The 18,704-nt window shown below is 34.4% G+C and carries 23 protein-coding genes; 21 read left to right on the forward strand and 2 right to left on the reverse strand.

Features of this window, described 5'->3' with window-relative positions:
• The 12 genes from HMPREF3267_RS09820 to HMPREF3267_RS09875 form a co-directional block, all read left to right on the forward strand.
• The coding region (locus HMPREF3267_RS09820) for a DUF5079 family protein (RefSeq protein WP_371106720.1) at positions 1-205 on the forward strand (205 nt) is incomplete at its 5' end.
• A 169-nt stretch (positions 206-374) separates the two neighbouring features.
• Positions 375-1,028, forward strand: coding sequence for a DUF5079 family protein (locus tag HMPREF3267_RS09825; protein WP_070866802.1), 654 nt, complete (start codon positions 375-377; stop codon positions 1,026-1,028).
• A 177-nt stretch (positions 1,029-1,205) separates the two neighbouring features.
• Positions 1,206-1,880, forward strand: a complete 675-nt coding sequence (locus HMPREF3267_RS09830) for a DUF5079 family protein (protein ID WP_062078741.1) — start codon at positions 1,206-1,208, stop codon at positions 1,878-1,880.
• Positions 1,881-1,914: 34 nt separating this feature from the next.
• Positions 1,915-2,577, forward strand: a complete 663-nt coding sequence (locus HMPREF3267_RS09835; protein WP_062078743.1) for a DUF5080 family protein — start codon at positions 1,915-1,917, stop codon at positions 2,575-2,577.
• Positions 2,578-2,645: 68 nt separating this feature from the next.
• Positions 2,646-3,299: a DUF5079 family protein gene (locus tag HMPREF3267_RS09840; RefSeq protein ID WP_062078745.1), complete on the forward strand. Its 654-nt coding sequence runs from the start codon at positions 2,646-2,648 to the stop codon at positions 3,297-3,299.
• A gap of 322 nt (positions 3,300-3,621) precedes the next feature.
• The gene (locus HMPREF3267_RS09845; protein WP_062078747.1) at positions 3,622-4,665 is read left to right on the forward strand and encodes a hemolysin family protein; all 1,044 of its coding nucleotides are present in this window, start codon (positions 3,622-3,624) and stop codon (positions 4,663-4,665) included.
• Positions 4,666-4,681: 16 nt separating this feature from the next.
• Positions 4,682-5,755: an NAD(P)H-dependent flavin oxidoreductase gene (locus HMPREF3267_RS09850; RefSeq protein WP_062078749.1), complete on the forward strand. Its 1,074-nt coding sequence runs from the start codon at positions 4,682-4,684 to the stop codon at positions 5,753-5,755.
• 79 nt (positions 5,756-5,834) lie between these two features.
• On the forward strand, positions 5,835-6,683 hold the full coding sequence (locus HMPREF3267_RS09855; protein ID WP_037543020.1) for a DUF72 domain-containing protein: 849 nt from the start codon (positions 5,835-5,837) through the stop codon (positions 6,681-6,683).
• Between the two features lie 12 nt (positions 6,684-6,695).
• Entirely contained in the window at positions 6,696-7,523 is an 828-nt protein-coding gene (locus HMPREF3267_RS09860; RefSeq protein ID WP_002459591.1) for a sulfite exporter TauE/SafE family protein, read from the forward strand.
• 20 nt (positions 7,524-7,543) lie between these two features.
• Positions 7,544-8,863 carry a bifunctional metallophosphatase/5'-nucleotidase gene (locus HMPREF3267_RS09865; protein WP_002459590.1) on the forward strand — a complete coding sequence of 440 codons (1,320 nt, stop codon included), beginning with the start codon at positions 7,544-7,546 and terminating at the stop codon, positions 8,861-8,863.
• 83 nt (positions 8,864-8,946) lie between these two features.
• Positions 8,947-9,870, forward strand: coding sequence for a lipoyl synthase (gene lipA / locus HMPREF3267_RS09870; RefSeq protein ID WP_002459589.1), 924 nt, complete (start codon positions 8,947-8,949; stop codon positions 9,868-9,870).
• Positions 9,871-10,022: 152 nt separating this feature from the next.
• Positions 10,023-10,421, forward strand: coding sequence for a YutD family protein (locus tag HMPREF3267_RS09875; RefSeq protein WP_002478470.1), 399 nt, complete (start codon positions 10,023-10,025; stop codon positions 10,419-10,421).
• 151 nt (positions 10,422-10,572) lie between these two features.
• Here the strand turns inward: HMPREF3267_RS09875 and HMPREF3267_RS09880 are convergent, their stop codons facing one another.
• A complete protein-coding gene (locus tag HMPREF3267_RS09880; RefSeq protein WP_002459587.1) occupies positions 10,573-10,839 on the reverse strand; it encodes a DUF3055 domain-containing protein in 267 nt (88 codons plus the stop codon).
• Between the two features lie 101 nt (positions 10,840-10,940).
• Between HMPREF3267_RS09880 and HMPREF3267_RS09885 the strand changes: the two genes are divergently transcribed.
• From HMPREF3267_RS09885 to dltD, 8 genes are all read left to right on the forward strand, one after another.
• Positions 10,941-11,372, forward strand: coding sequence for a DUF86 domain-containing protein (locus HMPREF3267_RS09885; RefSeq protein ID WP_062078751.1), 432 nt, complete (start codon positions 10,941-10,943; stop codon positions 11,370-11,372).
• Positions 11,373-11,374: 2 nt separating this feature from the next.
• Positions 11,375-12,154, forward strand: a complete 780-nt coding sequence (locus HMPREF3267_RS09890; protein ID WP_002459585.1) for a TIGR01457 family HAD-type hydrolase — start codon at positions 11,375-11,377, stop codon at positions 12,152-12,154.
• A 27-nt stretch (positions 12,155-12,181) separates the two neighbouring features.
• A complete protein-coding gene (locus tag HMPREF3267_RS09895) occupies positions 12,182-13,147 on the forward strand; it encodes a 2-hydroxyacid dehydrogenase (RefSeq protein WP_062078753.1) in 966 nt (321 codons plus the stop codon).
• Between the two features lie 316 nt (positions 13,148-13,463).
• A complete protein-coding gene (locus HMPREF3267_RS09900) occupies positions 13,464-13,613 on the forward strand; it encodes a teichoic acid D-Ala incorporation-associated protein DltX (RefSeq protein ID WP_002459583.1) in 150 nt (49 codons plus the stop codon).
• 18 nt (positions 13,614-13,631) lie between these two features.
• A complete protein-coding gene (gene dltA / locus HMPREF3267_RS09905; protein ID WP_002459582.1) occupies positions 13,632-15,089 on the forward strand; it encodes a D-alanine--poly(phosphoribitol) ligase subunit DltA in 1,458 nt (485 codons plus the stop codon).
• Positions 15,086-16,300, forward strand: coding sequence for a D-alanyl-lipoteichoic acid biosynthesis protein DltB (dltB, locus tag HMPREF3267_RS09910; RefSeq protein ID WP_002459581.1), 1,215 nt, complete (start codon positions 15,086-15,088; stop codon positions 16,298-16,300). The genes dltA and dltB overlap by 4 nt, the downstream gene beginning before the upstream one ends.
• A 15-nt stretch (positions 16,301-16,315) precedes the next feature.
• Positions 16,316-16,552: a D-alanine--poly(phosphoribitol) ligase subunit 2 gene (gene dltC / locus HMPREF3267_RS09915; protein WP_002459580.1), complete on the forward strand. Its 237-nt coding sequence runs from the start codon at positions 16,316-16,318 to the stop codon at positions 16,550-16,552.
• Entirely contained in the window at positions 16,549-17,739 is a 1,191-nt protein-coding gene (gene dltD / locus HMPREF3267_RS09920) for a D-alanyl-lipoteichoic acid biosynthesis protein DltD (RefSeq protein ID WP_002478468.1), read from the forward strand. The genes dltC and dltD overlap by 4 nt, the downstream gene beginning before the upstream one ends.
• A gap of 222 nt (positions 17,740-17,961) precedes the next feature.
• Here dltD and HMPREF3267_RS09925 read toward each other — a convergent pair whose 3' ends face one another.
• Positions 17,962-18,204, reverse strand: a complete 243-nt coding sequence (locus tag HMPREF3267_RS09925; RefSeq protein ID WP_002433501.1) for a NifU family protein — start codon at positions 18,202-18,204, stop codon at positions 17,962-17,964.
• A gap of 103 nt (positions 18,205-18,307) precedes the next feature.
• Between HMPREF3267_RS09925 and HMPREF3267_RS09930 the strand changes: the two genes are divergently transcribed.
• Positions 18,308-18,634, forward strand: a complete 327-nt coding sequence (locus HMPREF3267_RS09930) for a YuzD family protein (RefSeq protein ID WP_002459578.1) — start codon at positions 18,308-18,310, stop codon at positions 18,632-18,634.
• Positions 18,635-18,704 lie beyond the last annotated feature (70 nt).

Raw genomic sequence — 18,704 nt, forward strand, 5'->3', positions numbered from 1 at the left:
TGCGGGTAATATCATGGGCATTGTTGTAGCTTTATGTGGCTTTGGTATTTTGATTTATTTAAGTCGCATTGTGCCTTATACAGCTGAAGAAAATGATTTTATATGGATGTCTATAATTGTCATTTTAATGGTAGATTTATTAATTGGACGTTCTTACTTCAATTTAATGAAATATCAGATTATTGAGGAAGAAGGATTGGAGTAAAATTAATGGAACTAGTAATGCTGATAATGCCCTTTTTATGAAGATTACTTTTGAAATAGATGAAGATGACAATTGGATAGAAAGATTTGATAAAGTTTATGATGTATTTAAATAAAAGTGTATAGATTATTTTCGTTTTTATAAATTAACTTAAAAAGGAGGAATTAAAGTGGAGAATGAAGAAATAACAAAAGAGGAAATTGCTCATAATATAAAAAATCCGTACATTACGCCAGTTGCCATTTTTATGTTTATATTCTCATTAACCTTTTATTGTATTTTATTTTTTAGCGCCCATTTATTATACAAATTGCCTATATATATGTATATATTTTTGGTGTTTTGGGTTGTTATAAATATCATTTCATATTTACAAGAGAAATCAAAAAAGGTTAAAACAAATAAAGCTGCATTAATAAGATATATTATTATCAGTACATTGAGTGGTTACAGTTTATCAATTTCTTGTTCCTCAGTGTATGTATTTGGTGCTACTACAAATGGATATGATGTATTTGATTATTGGCTGATAATTATTATAGCTAATATTATTTCGCTTATTGGTTTTAATATTTTTGTAATAAGTGAATTTGGTTTAATTCAGTCATTATCGGGTTCTGCGGGTAATATCATGGGCATTGTTGTAGCTTTAGGTGGCTTTGGTATTTTGATTTATTTAAGTCGTATTGTGCCTTATACAGATAATGAAAATAATTTTATATGGATGTCTATTATCGTCATTTTAATGATTAACTTGTTAATAGGCCGCTCTTACTTTAATTTGATGAGATATCAAATTATTGATGAAGAGGGCTTGGAGTAAAATTAACGGAACTAGGCATGTGGTAATGCTTTTTGAACAAATATTATTTTTGAAGTATATAATATAAAGATGATAATTTAAACAAAAATGTATAACAATTATCGTAAGTTAATGCATAATAAAACTGTAAAGATTCTTTTCACTTTTATGTATTAACATACAAAGGAGGAACATAAAATGGAAGATGAAGTAATAACTAAAGAGGAAATAGCACATAACATAAAAAATCCGTACATTACGCCAGTTGCTATATTAATGAATATAATGTGTTTAATTTTTTATACGATTATGTTTTTTAACAGTCATTTATTATACAAGTTACCTAAATATATATACATATTTTTAGCTTTTTGGGCTGTTATAAATATCATTTCATACGTCCAAGAAAAGTCTAAAAAGGTTAAAACAAACAAATCGTCATTAATAAGATATATCATTATAAGCACATTATGTGGTTATAGTTTGTCGATTGCACTAGCATCGATATATGTATTTAATGCGACTATTAATGGTGATGATGTTTTTGAGTTTTGGTTGATGATCGTTTTAGCTAATATTATAGAGTTAATCGGCTTTAATATTTTTGTAATAAGTGAATTTGAAGTTATTAAGTCAATATCCAATAGATTGTTTAAATTATTAGGTATACTTATGGCTGTTTCTGGTTTAGGTATGCTTTATTATATAAGTCAAATTGCACCTAAAAGAACAGATGATACCACCTATATATGGTTATCTATTATCGTCATTTTAATGATTAACTTGTTAATAGGTCGTTCTTACTTTAATTTGATGAGATATCAAGTGTTAGAGGAAATTGAATTAGAAGAGCAACATCATACTAGCAAGTAAATAACTTATATTTTAAATAAGAAGGTGAATACCTATGATTATAATTATTACAGTGGGTCTGTTCATTCTAAGTTGTGCAGCATATTTTATTGTTAGAGAATGCTTAGATTTACTTAAAAGGAAAAAGTATGTGAAAGCTGCATTATTATTTATAGGTTATATGGTAGTGTATGAAACATATGTTTACTTTGATAACATTGGTATGGTTGAGATGGATAATGTGACAAGTATTGTGTTTTGGTTGTTCTTACTAAGCAGCTATTTATCAGCGCATTATTCTATATTAAAACCCAACAGAATAAGATTGGAAGAGGTCAAAAATACGGCAAGAATATTACATAAATATGATAAAGAAAAAGCTGAAAGTTTAAGAACTGATCTAAAATACGGAAAAGATATTGCACGTGCAGGTGCTATATGTTCATCTATTTTTATTATGTCAATAGCGCTGAAAGTTAAACAAACCACTGAACGCACGAATGATGATTTACGTTATTTTGTAGAACGCTCACTTAATGACACAATGTCAATTGCATTTGCAATCACTTCTATTGTATTTGTCTTGATTTTTATTTATTTCATCATAGACATTTATTTTTGGGTGAATCGTGGCATCTTTCATGGCTATGTGGTTCGACCCATTATTATGTTTGGGTGGATGATAATCTTCGCAATTGTTATAGCTCAATATCGATAAAGATATATACTTAATGTTGCTTAATCTGTTAAAAAGTAGAAGCTACTATTAATAGGAGGGATGATGGCATGGAAGAGACTTATCAAGCATTGAGAAAACCAGCAACTCAAGCTATGAATATGTTGGCTTTAGGCTCAATTCTTTTTAGTTCTATACAATATTTTGTTGGTCTCACTTTAGCAGCAACAGCTAATTATTTAATTATAGCAACTTCTATAGAACTTTTAATAATTTTTTGTGGCTTGTTGCAGTTATTCTTCCCTAAAATTCCTAGTGATCGAAAAAAGATAAAAAAGAGAGCCCTGATATTTATGATAGTGGGCATACTTTCTACATATAGCAGTTATTTATCTTTTTATAATATTTACTTTTTTATCGAGGGTAATACTCAAGAAATTAGAATATATTGGATATTAGGAACCGTTATAGCCATTATTTGTTTTTCTGCACATATTTTAAGTTTAATTTTTATGACGATTACGCCGAGTTTTATTAAAGATAAGACGCTCTTAATTCTGTTTTTAAAATTTGTTGCGATCTTATTATATGTTCAAAAGGCAATAGAGTTTTTTATTATACCTGATCATCAAGGTAATAGATTTTTAATGATTGGATTGCTATTGTTGATTCCATTAATGAACTATATTTGTACATATTTTTATTTGTTATTTGGTGAGATATTAACGAGTAAAGAAATGGGCTACAGGATTGAAAACAAGTAATTCAGTGAACATAAGCATCGGTTAGTAACTGATGGTGAATTTAGCTATGAGTTTAAAAATGATTTGAACTTATCGAGTCTCATTATAGACTGTGTCACCCAAAATATATGATTATTTCATAATGAATTTGAATTTACTTTATTCAGTTCGTAATAACATAATTTAAATTAAAACTTATAATGTGTTATTCGCACGTCATCGTCGCTAACACTTATAAGTTTTTTGTATATTGGCTAAGGGAACTTATGCGTTTATGGTGTTTAATTGTTGGGAATATTTTATATAATATAACATTTTTATTCATTGCAGAGGAGCATGTTGTATGATTATTGCAATTATTTGTTTAGTTGTGTTGTCGTTCTTCTTTTCTATTGGTGAAACCACTTTAAGTACGGTGCATCGGACGAAATTTCAAACTGAAGGCGAGCAAGGTGATAAAAAAGCATATCGTATTGCACGATTTTTAGCGCATCCAAGTGAAGCGATGACGGCGTTACTCATTGGTCGTACGATAAGTATGACGCTGTTGACTGTGCTAGTAGCAGCGGTATCTTATCATGCACAATGGCACTTAGGCCTCACGCTTACAATATATGCTGTATTTGTTATTTTATTTGCAGAAGTGATACCTAAATCTATTGCTGCAAATTTCGCTAATCGCATTATGCGTATGATTTTTCCTGTTGTACGTGTGTTTGTCGCAATCTTGCGTCCAATCACTTTATTATTGGATGCGATAACGAAAGGGTTGAATCGACTTATTGCGAATGGAAGTGAACCAGAAGCGCAATGGTCTAAAGCAGAGATTCAAATGATGTTTGCAGTGGCTCAGCGTGATGGGGCATTGAATGAAATTGAAAGTGAACGTTTAAAAGGGGTTATGGCGTTTAGTAATTTAAAGATTAAAGATGTTAATACAACGCCAAGAGTAAACGTCACTGCTTTTTCAAATATCACACCTTATGATGAAGTCTATCAAACGGTCATGAATGAACCTTATACGCGTTATCCAGTATATGATGAAGATATTGATCATATTATAGGCGTGTTTCATTCGAAATACTTACTGTCTTGGAGCAAAGATCCGAGTCATACTATTGATGAATATATTGCTGAACCACTGTTTGTCAATGAACACAATCGTGCAGAATGGGTGTTGAGAAAAATGACGATAAGTCGAAAACATTTAGCGATTGTGCTTGATGAATATGGTGGTACAGATGGTATTGTTTCGCATGAAGATTTAATTGAAGAAATGTTAGGCATGGATATTGAAGATGAAATGGATAAAGAAGAAGAAGAAAAGTTACAACAACAACGTTTAAAACATCAGCACCTGCATCAACAATTTCAAAGACGACGGTAAATTTGGAGGATACAAGATGAAGCAGTTGACAACGCAATTCACAAAATATTTGAACGTTCACTATCCTATCATTCAAGCAGGTATGGCTGGCAGTACTACTCCAGAATTAGTGGCTGCCGTGAGTCATCAAGGTGGGCTTGGCACGATTGGTGCAGGCTACTTTGATACTGCGCGATTAGAACAAGAAATCCAAGCAGTTCAGGCATTAACTTCGCAACCATTTGCAGTGAATTTATTTATTCCGAGTGATTATCAGTATTCAGAGGCTGAGGTGGCACAAATGAATGCTTGGCTGAAACCTTATCGTCGTGCACTTCAACTAGAAGAACCCACTGTAAATATTACTGAGGAACAACGTTTTAATGCTGCGATTGATTTAGTGCTTCAATACCATGTTCCTGTATGTAGCTTTACATTTGGCATACCGAAGCAAGAAATCATTGAACGATTAAAAGCAGCACAAATTGTGACGATGGGTACTGCAACATCAGTAGATGAGGCAATCGCAATTGAACAAGCAGGTATAGATATCGTAATTGCCCAAGGTAGCGAAGCAGGAGGACATCGTAGTAGCTTTTTACCTACAACTCAAGGGCAACAATCAATGATTGGTACAATGGCACTTGTACCACAAATCGTTGATCACGTAGATATTCCTGTTATTGCTGCAGGTGGCATTATGGATGGCCGTGGCATTTTGGCAAGCTTGATTTTAGGTGCCTCTGGCGTACAAATGGGCACAGCTTTTTTAACGTTGCAAGAAAGTGGTGCACGCCCAGTATTAAAGCAAGCCATTCTGAATAGTAAAGAAACGGATACGGTCGTGACAAATGTATTTAGTGGCAAATATGCGCGTGGTATTAATAACAATTTTATTCAATCCTTTAAGAATTATAATGGTAAAATCCCTGATTATCCAATTCAAAATCAGTTGACAACATCGATACGTCAACATTCAGCACAAAAGCATAACGATGCATGGACGCACTTATGGAGTGGACAAGCACCACGACTGGCTATAGATAGTCATGTAGCTGGACTTTTTGATAAATTGTTGACAGAGATAGAAGCATTACGTTGCCAATTTTAAATCGTTTATCATTGATAAATCTAAGTTGATATAATGAAGTAATAAATTCGATTGTGGTATGATTGTACTGGTGATGAATATGATTAACATTGGCTTAACTGGTTGGGGTGACCATGAGACGTTATATGAAGATATTGGACGCCAAGCTGATAAACTTCAAACGTATGCAGGTCATTTTCCAATTGTTGAATTGGACGCCTCTTATTATGCGATTCAACCTGAAAGAAATATATTAAAGTGGATTAAAGAGACACCAGAGACGTTTAAATTTGTTGTCAAAATACATCAAGCGTTGACGTTACATGCGGATTATAAAGATGTTGCGACATCGCGCAAAGCGTTGTTTGAGCAATTTAAAGCAATGATTGAACCCCTGCAAACGCATGATAAATTAGCGTTGGTGTTAGTTCAATTTCCGCCTTGGTTTGATTGCTCGATGGAAAATGTAACTTATTTACGGTATGTACGCCAACAATTATTAGATATTCCTGTATGCATTGAATTTCGTCATCAATCATGGTTTGATGCGGTACATAAGGAACAGACATTACAATTTCTTGTCGACCATCAATTTATTCATGCGGTTTGTGATGAACCACAGGTGAAAATGGGTTCGATTCCAATGGTTAATCGTATTACTCATGATATCGCCTTTGTACGTTATCATGGGCGCAACACTCAAGGCTGGACTAAAAAGGATATGACAGACCAAGAATGGCGAGATGTGCGGTATTTATATGATTATAATCAACAAGAATTGCAAGACCTCGCGCATAAAGTTGAAATATTAGCGCAAAAAGCTAAGACAGTATATGTCGTGTTTAATAATAATTCTGGGGGCCATGCGGCTAAAAATGCCAAAACATATCAACAGATGCTTGGAATAGATTATACAGGTTTGGCACCACAACAACTAAAATTATTTTAAGAGGCGAAATCAATGGTATTAACTTTTATTTTTCTTATTTTAATTGGCCTACTTTCTGCTGTTATTGGTTCATTAGTAGGTATTGGCGGCGGTATCATCATTGTACCTACGCTTGTTTATTTAGGTGTGGAACATCATCTTTTACATGGCATTACGCCTCAAATTGCTATTGGGACGTCATCCGTGATACTCATTGTAACAGGATTATCGTCATCTCTAGGCTATTTGAAAACGAAACAAGTCGATATTAAAAATGGCTCTATTTTCCTATTTGGCTTATTGCCTGGGTCATTAGCGGGTTCGTTGCTTAGTCGCTATTTAACATTAGAGTCATTCAATTTATATTTTGGTATTTTTATGATTCTTGTATCCATTATATTGATGGTACGTCATAAAATAAAACCAATTAAACTATTTGATAAGCCACAATATCGTAAGTCTTATACGGATTCGGAAGGTGTAACTTATCATTATAGTGTTCCACCGCTTGTGGCTTTTGTCGCAACCTTATTTATTGGTGTGTTAACAGGATTATTTGGCATTGGCGGCGGTGCATTAATGACGCCATTAATGCTGATTGTCTTTAGATTTCCACCACATGTTGCTGTCGGCACAAGTATGATGATGATTTTCTTCTCTAGTGTGATGAGCTCAATTGGTCACATTTTTCAAGGACATGTGGCTTGGGGATATTCTATCATTTTAATTATCTCAAGTTATATTGGCGCACAAATTGGAGTGAAGATCAATCATTCTATTAAGTCTGAAACGGTAGTCATGTTGCTTAGAACTGTCATGTTATTCATGGGGATTTATCTTATTTTTAAATCATTGATGTAAATTACAAAGGGGGTAGTACTGTGAAGTTGACGATTTATCATACGAATGATATACATAGTCATTTGCACGAATATGCACGCATTCAAGCTTATTTACAGACACATCGCCCAGCGCTTCAACATCCTTCTCTTTATATAGATATTGGGGATCATGTCGATTTATCTGCCCCTGTGACAGAAGCAACATTAGGGAAAAAGAATGTTGCGTTATTAAACGAGGCACAATGTGATATTGCAACCATTGGTAATAATGAAGGGATGACGATTTCGCATGAAGCTTTGAATACATTATATGATGATGCGCATTTTAAGGTGATTTGTACGAATGTTCTTGACGAACAAGGACAATTGCCTAATCATATCGCAACTTCATATATTCAAAACATCGAAGGGACACGGATTCTTTTTGTTGCTGCAACTGCACCATTTACGCCATTTTATCGTGCGCTAGATTGGATTGTGACAGATCCACTTGAAGCGATTAAAGATGAGATTCAATCACGTCAAGGACAATATGATGTCTTAATTGTGATGAGTCATGTTGGTGTCTTTTTTGATGAACAATTATGTCAAGAAATACCAGATATTGATGTTATTTTCGGGAGCCATACGCATCACTATTTTGAACATGGTGAAATAAATAATGGTGTGCTGATGGCTGCCGCTGGAAAATATGGTCACTATTTAGGTGAAGTTACGCTAACCATTGAACAACATCAAGTCATTGCGAAAGAAGCAATGCTACATCCGCTCGACACATTGCCTACTGTCGAAACACACTTTGATGAGGAAGGTAAGGCACTGCTAAATGAACCTGTGATTCACCATCCAGTTCACTTAGAAAATAAAACAGATGTCATTACCCAAACAACCTATCTTCTCGCTGAAAGTGTCTTTGAATTTACAAATGCAGATTGTGCGATCATCAATGCGGGATTAATTGTTCAAGGTATTCAGGCTGACCAAGTGACCGAGTACGATATTCACCGTATGCTACCACATCCTATTAATTTAGTAAGGGTAAAAGTCACAGGTACAGAATTGAAAAATGTGATTATAAAAAGTCAAAAGCAAGAATATTTACATGAGCATGCACAAGGTTTAGGCTTTAGAGGAGACATCTTTGGCGGTTATATTTTATATAATTTGGGTTTTATAGAATCAGAAGCACGTTATTTTATCAATGGAGAAGACATTGATGATGAGCAATACTATACGTTGGGAACGGTTGATATGTACACGTTTGGCCGTTACTTCCCGATGCTAAAAGGATTGCCAACAGAATATTTAATGCCAGAATTTTTACGCGATATATTTAAAGAAAAGTTATTAAATTATTAAATTTATTGCGTATTACGTTTTAATTTAGGGTAAATTTAGTTATAATGAATGAAGATTGATTATTCAGGAGGGTAAGCGTTGTTATGGCTACAAGAAATGAAGAAATTTTACGTAAACCAGATTGGTTGAAAATTAAGCTTAACACGAATGAGAACTACACTGGCCTCAAAAAAATGATGCGAGAAAAGAATCTACACACTGTTTGCGAAGAAGCAAAGTGTCCAAATATACATGAATGCTGGGGAGCAAGACGTACGGCAACGTTTATGATTTTAGGTGCGGTATGTACAAGAGCATGCCGTTTCTGTGCGGTTAAGACGGGATTACCTAATGAATTAGACTTAAATGAGCCAGAACGTGTGGCAGAATCGGTTGAACTGATGAATTTAAAACACGTGGTTATTACAGCAGTAGCACGTGATGACTTAAGAGATGCGGGTTCAAATGTTTATGCTGAAACAGTGCGCAAAGTACGTGAACGAAATCCATTCACAACGATTGAAATCTTACCATCTGATATGGGTGGGGATTATGAAGCGTTAGAAACATTAATGGCATCACGACCAGATATTTTAAATCACAATATCGAAACAGTACGCCGTTTAACACCAAGAGTACGTGCACGTGCAACATATGACCGTACACTCGAATTCTTACGTCGTTCAAAAGAATTACAACCAGATATTCCTACGAAATCAAGTATTATGGTAGGTTTAGGTGAAACGACTGAAGAATTATTACAAGCTATGGATGATTTACGTGCGAATGACGTAGACATTTTGACAATTGGTCAATATTTACAACCATCTCGTAAGCATTTAAAAGTTCAAAAATATTATACACCTCTAGAATTTGGTAAGTTACGTAAAGCAGCTATGGATAAAGGATTCAAACATTGTGAAGCTGGACCAATGGTACGTAGCTCATATCACGCAGATGAACAAGTTAATGAAGCGGCTAAAGAACGTCATCGCTTAGGAGAAAAGCAATTAAATCATCAACAATAATCGAATAGACTGTGGAAATTGAGTTGGCAGAAGTATTATGTGAGCCACTATCAGCTATGGTCATTCTTATCAATAAAAGGGCTTAGTTTGTACGAGAGTGATTAACTGTCGTATTTGCTAAGTCTTTATTATCATATAAAGGTGAGTCATTTATGATTAAAGTAAACCAGCAATATTTTGAAATCATTGAGGACTATCGTGACTGCTTTGATGAAGAATTATTTGCTGCTAAATATGCAGATATTCTCGATAAATATGACTTTGTTGTCGGAGATTTTGGTTACGAACTGTTAAGACTCAAAGGATTTTATAAAGATAGTAACAAAAAGGCTGAAATTTCAAAACGCTTTTCAAGTATTCAAGATTATATCTTAGAATATTGTAATTTTGGCTGCCCATATTTTGTTCTACAGCGTCTTTCAGAAGACGAGGTTAAAACTCGATTAGGTGAGTCAGACACACAAATTAACAGTGAAGACAAACTACACGATGTCAAAATAGCGCCATCCATACCAGCAGAATCTCAACAAATAGAAACCAATAAAGATTAATTGGCACAGACAACATAGCATCAACAGAGTAACTTTCAAAACGAAAGTCCACAAGTAAAGCGAGAAAACAAAGTTAACATCAACTTTTGTTTCCTCGCTTTTTTCATGCTTTGATAACATGTTTATGACACAGCATTGAATCATAAACATGTTATTGTATGACTTCATTTAAATATTCGGTTATTTCAGTGGCTTCTGCATCAGAAACACCAAGAATATAGGCGATATAACCATCTTCTTCAAGGTCATCTGTGCCGATAATTCCAAATTTATTGGTCTGCATATTCAAAACTAATGTCTTTCCATAATGACGGTCTGTTTGAACTAACATCAAATCATAGCGACTATGTTCACCGACAAAGCCTACAAATTGCACTTGACTTTGTTCTTCATCGTCATATAAATACATATCTATCATAAAGTGGTGCTCCTTTATTTAAGGTTATTTATTTAGTATAACTACAAATGAAGTGTGCTGCAAAATTATGATATGATAAAGACATTAAGAGGTGACTAAGCATGTATTTTGTAGACAAAGAAAAATTAACACAGAAATTAAATTATTTAAGGCAGTTAACGCAAGATTATCAAGATCATAAAGATAATCCTTATGCTTTTGAGCGCATTGCACAAATGCTAATTGAAGCATCTGTCGATATTGGTAATATGATTATCGATGCTTTTATTTTAAGAGATCCTGGTAATTACAAGGATGTAATTGATATATTAGCACTTGAGAGTGTGATTACATCTGAAACACAAGCTGCAATCAATCAAACAATCGAAGTGCGTAAGCAATTTGCACATGATTATATTACTTTACAACATGATACACTTGAACCTCTGTTTGATGATGCACTACCGTATTATGACAACTTTATATATGAAGTATCATTATTTTTAGAACAGGAAAGTGTACCAGTGACAGCTTTTGGAAAAGGAGACAATTAACAATGAAACACTATAAAGGATATTTGATAGATTTAGATGGGACGATGTACAAAGGTACAGAGGAAGTTGACGGAGCAGCACAATTTATTGATTATTTAAATCAGCAAGGCATTCCTCATTTATATGTAACGAATAACTCGACCAAGACACCTGAAGAAGTAACAGCTAAATTACGCGAGATGCATATTGATGCTAAACCTGAGGAGATTGTGACTTCAGCATTAGCTACGGCAAACTTTATTGCCAATGAAAAAGCAAATGCCTCTGTATATATGATTGGTGGTAGTGGTTTGAAAGCAGCATTACTAGACCGTCGTTTAACATTAAGACGAGATAAACATGTCGATTATGTAGTGATAGGATTAGATGAACAAGTTACCTACGATAAACTAGCGATTGCAACACTTGCTGTACGTGAGGGTGCCACATTTATTTCAACTAATCCGGATGTTTCTATTCCTAAAGAAAGTGGTTTATTACCTGGTAATGGTGCTATTACAAGTGTCGTTAGCGTCTCTACTGGGCAACAACCACAATTTATTGGTAAACCAGAACCAGTTATAATGGATATTGCACTTGATATACTTAAATTAGATAAAGCAGATGTTGCCATGGTCGGGGACTTGTATGATACAGATATTATGTCTGGCATCAATGTTGGCGTGGATACAATTCATGTTCAAACGGGTGTAACCTCATTTGCTGAAATTCAAGAAAAAGATGTTCCGCCAACTTATTCGGTAAAAGATTTAAATGAAGTGATTCGACAATTACAACAATAGTCAGGGACACTTAAAGGAGGCTGAATGATGGCTAAAATACTTGTTACCAGAAAAATCCCAGATCACTTTGTCCAACAATTAGAACAATTTGGGGAAGTAGAGATGTGGGATAAGGCACTTGTACCAATGCCTAGAGCAAAGTTTTTAACAGCTATTAAAGATGCAACAGCATGTTTCATTACGCTCAGTGAGCAAATTGATCACGAGGTTATCGCACAAGCGCCACAGTTGCGTATCGTTGCAAATATGGCAGTTGGCTATGATAATATCGATATTTCACTAGCAAAATCACGCGATATTGTGGTAACTAATACACCAGATGTGCTTACAGAAACGACAGCAGAATTAGGGTTTACCTTGATGCTTAGTGTTGCGCGACGCATTGTTGAAGCAGAAAAATATGTTCAAGATGGTCGATGGACTAGCTGGGGTCCTTACTTATTATCTGGTAAAGATGTGTACGGTTCGACTGTTGGTATTTTTGGCATGGGTGCCATTGGTCAAGCATTTGCAAGGCGTTTAACTGGCTTTAATACGCGTACGCTATATCATAATCGTTCAAGAAGAGAAGATGTTGAGCGTGAATTAAAAGTCACATATGCTGATTTTGACACATTATTAGAAGAAAGTGATTTTGTCATATGTACAGCACCATTGACAGTGGAAACGAAGAACAAATTTAATGCTGAGGCATTTCAAGCGATGAAACAAGATGCAATCTTTATCAACATTGGTCGAGGTGCAATAGTAGATGAAGACGCACTTGTATTTGCACTTGAACAAGGTGATATCGCAGGATGCGGCTTAGATGTTTTACGTGAAGAACCTATTAATGAGAAACATCCATTATTATCTATGCCGAATGCCGTCATTTTACCGCATATTGGCAGCGCATCAGTGAAGACGAGAAATCGTATGATTCAATTATGCGTTGATAATATCGTGGCTGTTTTACAACAACAGGCGCCATTAACACCGGTTACTAGCCATTAAATTATGATACAAGCAGAGCTTTTACATGTTGTTATTTAATAGCATGTAGAAGTTTTTTGCGTATATAACAAAATTGTTATGTCATATGTAATTGTGTGTTTCGTTAATAAGACGTAAAATAAAATATGTTCTACAAATAGTGTAGTGCAAGTCTTTGCAATAGTGTTTTTAAAGATAACATTGCAGGCTTGTCAAAAAATAGATATAATAAGTTGTAAAAATAATATATAAATCTGAAACTAATTATACTTATTATAAAAAGTGGCGCAGCAAAAGATAAGCTGTGCATCTTAATTTTGAATGAGTGAGGTGCGATATGAAAGCCCAACAAAAAGAAACTTCAGAAACATTTAAAAAACTTAAACCATATTTATTAACATTGCTTTATTTAGCTATATTCATAGCATTGTATTTAATTTATGGTACTGGCGATACACAGAATAACTTCATTTATAATGAATTTTAATGAGGGAGAATATAACATATGAACGATATCATTTCTAAATTAATCGATATTGAGCAAGCGCAGCCGAATCAAGTTGCTGTAAGACATATGAATGACGAATTAACTTATAAGGAATTACTTGAGGAATCAAGTAAACTAGCACATCAATTACAAGGCAGTCAACAACCAATGATTTTATACGGCCATATGTCTCCGTACATGATTGTTGGTATGCTTGGTGCTATCAAAGCAGGTTGCGGCTACGTTCCGATTGATACATCGGTGCCAGCTGAACGTGTAAACATGATTATTGATAAAGTTGAACCACAGTTCATCTTTAATACCGTTGATGAACCATTAACATATGATGGGGCGAAGACGATTACGACTCAAGATGTCAAAGAATCAAACAATCCAATCGTATTCGATAGTCAAATGACTGAAACAGATACGGTATATACTATCTTTACTTCCGGTTCAACTGGTGAGCCTAAAGGTGTTCAAATTCAATACGCAAGCTTGATTGAATTTGCTGAATGGATGGTATCGTTACATCAAGAAGATGGTGGCCAAGAATGGTTAAACCAAGCACCATTTTCATTTGATTTATCAGTGATGGCAATCTATCCATGTTTAACATCTGGTGGCACACTAAATCTTGTAGATAAAGATATGATTAAAAAGCCTAAGTTATTAAATGACATGTTAGTGGCTACACCAATTAACACTTGGGTATCTACACCATCATTTATTGAAATGTGCTTATTATTGCCGACATTGAATGAAAATGATTACCCAAGCTTAAATCATTTCTTCTTCTGTGGTGAAATTTTGGCACATAGAACAGCTAAGGCTTTAGTTGATAGATATCCACACGCTGTGATTTACAACACATATGGTCCGACTGAAGCAACTGTAGCTGTTACAAGTATTCAAATCACACCTGATGTATTAGCGCAATATAATCCACTTCCAGTAGGTGTTGCACGTCCAGGTACGACGTTATCTATAACTGATGAAGACGAACTTGTTATTAAAGGTAACAGCGTGAGCCTAGGTTATTTAAAAAATAAAGCTAAAACAGATGCTGCATTTAAATATGATGATGGCATTCGCCATTATTATACAGGGGATAAAGCCAAAGAAGACAACGGCCTATGGTTCATTCAAGGACGTATTGATTTCCAAATTAAAATGAATGGTTACCGTATGGAACTTGAAGAGATTGAAGCACAATTACGCCAATCTGATCGAGTGAGAGAAGCTGTTGTAGTGCCAGTATACCGCAATGATAAAGTTGTTCACTTAATTGGTGCTGTTGTTCCAACGCAACATGTTGAAGATGATATGGCTATGACTCACGCATTGAAATCCGAATTGAAATCTCGTTTACCCGAGTATATGATACCGAGAAAATTCGTTTGGATGGATCATTTACCACTTACTTCAAATGGTAAATTAGATCGTAAAGCTATTGCGGAGGTTGTAAACGGATGATTCCATATGGTACGTTTACGTTCTTTTTAATTGCATTTATTGTACTCTTACCAGTGATTATACTCGGATTTTTAGGTAAGCGTAGTTATATATACAACGGCATTAGTACAGCCATTATGATTGTCATTATCTTTGCTTCAGATAAGTATCATTTCTTTGGTACGAAATATATTAGCGTCCAGTTAATATGTTTTATTGTGTATTTAATTTATCAAACAGCGCTGATTATGTTTTACTTTAAATCAAGACAGAAAAATAATACATTTGCGAAATTTACTGTAATTATGGTTCTGTCTATCTTGCCATTAGCAGTGGTTAAAATATTGCAAAGCTCTTGGCTAGGTGGTCATCAAATTCATTTCCATGAACATAAATTAATTGAATTTGTAGGGTTCTTAGGTATTTCTTATGTAACTTTTAAAAGTGTTCAATTAATTATGGAAATTCGAGATGGCTCGATTAAAGAAATAAAAGTTGGCAAGTTAATGCAATTTATTTCATTCTTCCCAACGGTATCATCTGGTCCAATCGACCGTTACAAACGTTACGTGAAAGATGATAAGAAGATTCCAACAGGTGAGCAATATCGTGAGTTGATTTTAAAAGCGATTCATATGATAATGTTAGGGTTCCTATATAAATACATTATTGCGCATTTAATTCAATTCTATGCGATTAATCCATTGATGATGGATTTACATGGATTTACGCATAAATGGCTGTATATGTATGCGTATAGTTTCTATCTGTTCTTTGACTTTGCTGGTTACAGTTTATTTGCGGTAGCAGTCAGCTATATCTATGGCATTATGACACCGCCAAACTTTAAACAACCATTTAAAGCTAAAAATATAAAAGACTTCTGGAATAGATGGCATATGTCGCTATCATTCTGGTTTAGAGATTGCATTTACATGCGTGCACTGTTCTACATGTCAAAGAAAAAATTATTAAAAAGTCAATTTGCCATGTCTAATGTAGCCTTTTTCCTAAACTTCTTTATCATGGGTGTCTGGCACGGTTTAGAATTATTCTATATCGTCTATGGTATCTATCATGGTTTAATGTTTATTGGTTACGGCTATTATGAACGCTGGCGCAAGAAACATCCTGCACGTTGGCAAAATGGATTTACAACTGCCTTAAGCATTGTTATCACTTTCCATTTTGTAGCATTTGGATTTTTAATTTTCTCAGGAAAACTGATATAAAAGGAGTAATTAATTATGGAATTTAAAGAACAAGTATTAGATGTATTAGCTGAAGTTGCTGAAAATGATATCGTCAAAGAAAACCCTGATGTAGAAATTTTCGAAGAGGGGATTATTGATTCATTCCAAACTGTAGGACTGTTATTAGAAATTCAAAACAAATTAGGTATTGAAGTTTCAATTATGGATTTTGATCGTGATGAGTGGGCGACACCAAATAAAATTGTGGAAGCATTAGAAGAATTACGATGAAATTAAAACCGTTTTTACCGATTTTAATTAGCGGTGTGATATTTATCATCTTTGTCTTAATGCCGTCAAGCTGGTTTACGGGATTGGTGACAAATAAAACACTGGCAAATAATAGACTTGCTTCAACGGATCAAGTGCTTAAAGGTACGCTCATTCAAAACAAATTATTTAAATCAAACGATTATTACCCAATTTATGGTTCAAGTGAACTCAACAAAGAAGATCCATTTAATCCAGGTATTGCACTTAATGGTCGTAAAGGGACTAAACCTGCATATTTACTTGGAACTGGTGGTTCAACAGACTTGATTAACGCTGTTGAGTTAGCAGCACAATACGATCAACTAAAAGGTAAAAAAATTAGTTTAATTATTTCACCGCAATGGTTCACTGATCATGGTTTAACAAATAAGAACTATGATGGACGTATGTCTGCGAACCAAATCGATCAATTGTTCAAGCAATCTAAAATGCCAGCTGAGTTGAAACAACGCTACGCGAAACGGTTATTACAATTTAAGCATGCTAAAAATAAAGCATTTTTAAAACAACTAGCAAAACATCCAGATCAAGATCATGGCAATTATATTTCTCAATTCAAAGGTGAGCAAATCAAAAAGATTGAAGCAATCAAATTATACTTTGGTTTCGACAAATCACCGTTGTCACATGTTGAACCAGTGACATCACCGAATGCTTCTTGGAACGAGATGAATCGCAAAGCGACAAAAATTGCAATCGATCATTCGAAATCCAATAAATATGGCATTAAAGATGAATATTGGAAACTAATTAAGGAAAATAGACGTAAAGTAAGACGTGATTGGGAGTTTAATATTAATTCTCCAGAATTTAACGACTTAAAATTACTTGTAGATACGATGCGTGAAGCAGGTGCAGATGTTCAATACGTCAGCATCCCTGCCAATGGTAAATGGTACGATCATATCGGTATTCCACATGAACGTCGTCAACCTGTTTACAACAAAATTCGTGAAACAGTAATTAATAATGGTGGTCAATTGTATGATATGACGGACAAAGAATATGCGAAACATTACATTACTGATGCCGTTCATATAGGCTGGAAAGGCTGGGTCGACATGGATAGACAAATCGACAAGCATATGAGAGCACCTTACAAAGCACCACATAAACCGCATCACGATGATCAAGATCATCAATAAATATAAGTAAGATGTATTGAATATAACAATAGCACAAAGACGGTTTTTAATTTCAAATCGTCTTTGTGCTATTTATTTTGGGATTTATGTTCCATATTGTCATTTTTTAGAGATTTATATCTCAGTATTTTGGTTCTTGAATGTTATACATTTTATCTCTGTAACTACAAATGAAAAAACTAGAGCGCGTAGGGGCTCTAGTGATGTATATATTATAGATATCTAGAATACTTGTTCCACTTCAATTACACCTGGAACTTCTTCATGTAATGCTCGTTCAATACCTGCTTTTAATGTAATTGTTGAACTTGGGCAAGTGCCGCAAGCACCATGTAGTTGTAATTTAACAATACCGTCTTCTACATCGACTAATGTACAGTCGCCGCCATCACGTAAGAGAAACGGGCGTAAACGTTCAATAACTTCAGCTACTTGATCAAACATTGTTGCATTCTCAGTTGGCATGAGAGATGACTCCTTTCAAGTATATTACTTCATATTTAGATTGTTATTCTATTATAATGGATAGTGAAAGAAAAATCTATCAACTCAACGGGGGATTTTTTATATGACAAAGGTGAGTGTTGTCGTTTATGGGGCAGATGTGGTATGCGCAAGTTGTGTCAATGCGCCAACATCTAAAAATACGTATGAATGGTTACAACCATTATTAAAAAGAAAATATCCGCAAATTGACTTTCAATTCACATATATCGATTTTGAACACCAAACAGAAAATTTAACGGATCATGATGTGCAATTTATTGAACAATTGCAAGAGGATGAATTATTTTATCCTCTTGTGACGATGAATGATGCGTATGTAGCTGATGGCTATATACAAACAAAACAAGTCACAAATTTTGTAGATAATCATATTATGGATACAAAATAATATGTAGGGAGCGGGACAGCATTCATTATGAATCCTTAGTCTCGCTCCCGCAAGGTTGACAGGATTGAAA

This window comes from Staphylococcus sp. HMSC62D11, from assembly GCF_001839145.1.
Lineage (GTDB): Bacteria > Bacillota > Bacilli > Staphylococcales > Staphylococcaceae > Staphylococcus > Staphylococcus lugdunensis.

Bases quoted from the DNA above. Each gene is read 5' to 3' on its own strand.
- HMPREF3267_RS09855 (WP_037543020.1), top strand. From the start codon at position 5,835: ATGATTAACATTGGCTTAACTGGTTGGGGTGACCATGAGACGTTATAT.
- HMPREF3267_RS09845 (WP_062078747.1), top strand. From the start codon at position 3,622: ATGATTATTGCAATTATTTGTTTAGTTGTGTTGTCGTTCTTCTTTTCT.
- dltA (WP_002459582.1), top strand. From the start codon at position 13,632: ATGAACGATATCATTTCTAAATTAATCGATATTGAGCAAGCGCAGCCG.
- HMPREF3267_RS09930 (WP_002459578.1), top strand. From the start codon at position 18,308: ATGACAAAGGTGAGTGTTGTCGTTTATGGGGCAGATGTGGTATGCGCA.
- HMPREF3267_RS09850 (WP_062078749.1), top strand. From the start codon at position 4,682: ATGAAGCAGTTGACAACGCAATTCACAAAATATTTGAACGTTCACTAT.
- HMPREF3267_RS09890 (WP_002459585.1), top strand. From the start codon at position 11,375: ATGAAACACTATAAAGGATATTTGATAGATTTAGATGGGACGATGTAC.
- dltC (WP_002459580.1), top strand. From the start codon at position 16,316: ATGGAATTTAAAGAACAAGTATTAGATGTATTAGCTGAAGTTGCTGAA.
- HMPREF3267_RS09830 (WP_062078741.1), top strand. From the start codon at position 1,206: ATGGAAGATGAAGTAATAACTAAAGAGGAAATAGCACATAACATAAAA.
- HMPREF3267_RS09895 (WP_062078753.1), top strand. From the start codon at position 12,182: ATGGCTAAAATACTTGTTACCAGAAAAATCCCAGATCACTTTGTCCAA.
- HMPREF3267_RS09835 (WP_062078743.1), top strand. From the start codon at position 1,915: ATGATTATAATTATTACAGTGGGTCTGTTCATTCTAAGTTGTGCAGCA.
- HMPREF3267_RS09885 (WP_062078751.1), top strand. From the start codon at position 10,941: ATGTATTTTGTAGACAAAGAAAAATTAACACAGAAATTAAATTATTTA.
- HMPREF3267_RS09925 (WP_002433501.1), bottom strand. From the start codon at position 18,204: ATGCCAACTGAGAATGCAACAATGTTTGATCAAGTAGCTGAAGTTATT.
- HMPREF3267_RS09860 (WP_002459591.1), top strand. From the start codon at position 6,696: ATGGTATTAACTTTTATTTTTCTTATTTTAATTGGCCTACTTTCTGCT.
- dltB (WP_002459581.1), top strand. From the start codon at position 15,086: ATGATTCCATATGGTACGTTTACGTTCTTTTTAATTGCATTTATTGTA.
- HMPREF3267_RS09900 (WP_002459583.1), top strand. From the start codon at position 13,464: ATGAAAGCCCAACAAAAAGAAACTTCAGAAACATTTAAAAAACTTAAA.
- dltD (WP_002478468.1), top strand. From the start codon at position 16,549: ATGAAATTAAAACCGTTTTTACCGATTTTAATTAGCGGTGTGATATTT.
- HMPREF3267_RS09880 (WP_002459587.1), bottom strand. From the start codon at position 10,839: ATGATAGATATGTATTTATATGACGATGAAGAACAAAGTCAAGTGCAA.
- lipA (WP_002459589.1), top strand. From the start codon at position 8,947: ATGGCTACAAGAAATGAAGAAATTTTACGTAAACCAGATTGGTTGAAA.
- HMPREF3267_RS09840 (WP_062078745.1), top strand. From the start codon at position 2,646: ATGGAAGAGACTTATCAAGCATTGAGAAAACCAGCAACTCAAGCTATG.
- HMPREF3267_RS09875 (WP_002478470.1), top strand. From the start codon at position 10,023: ATGATTAAAGTAAACCAGCAATATTTTGAAATCATTGAGGACTATCGT.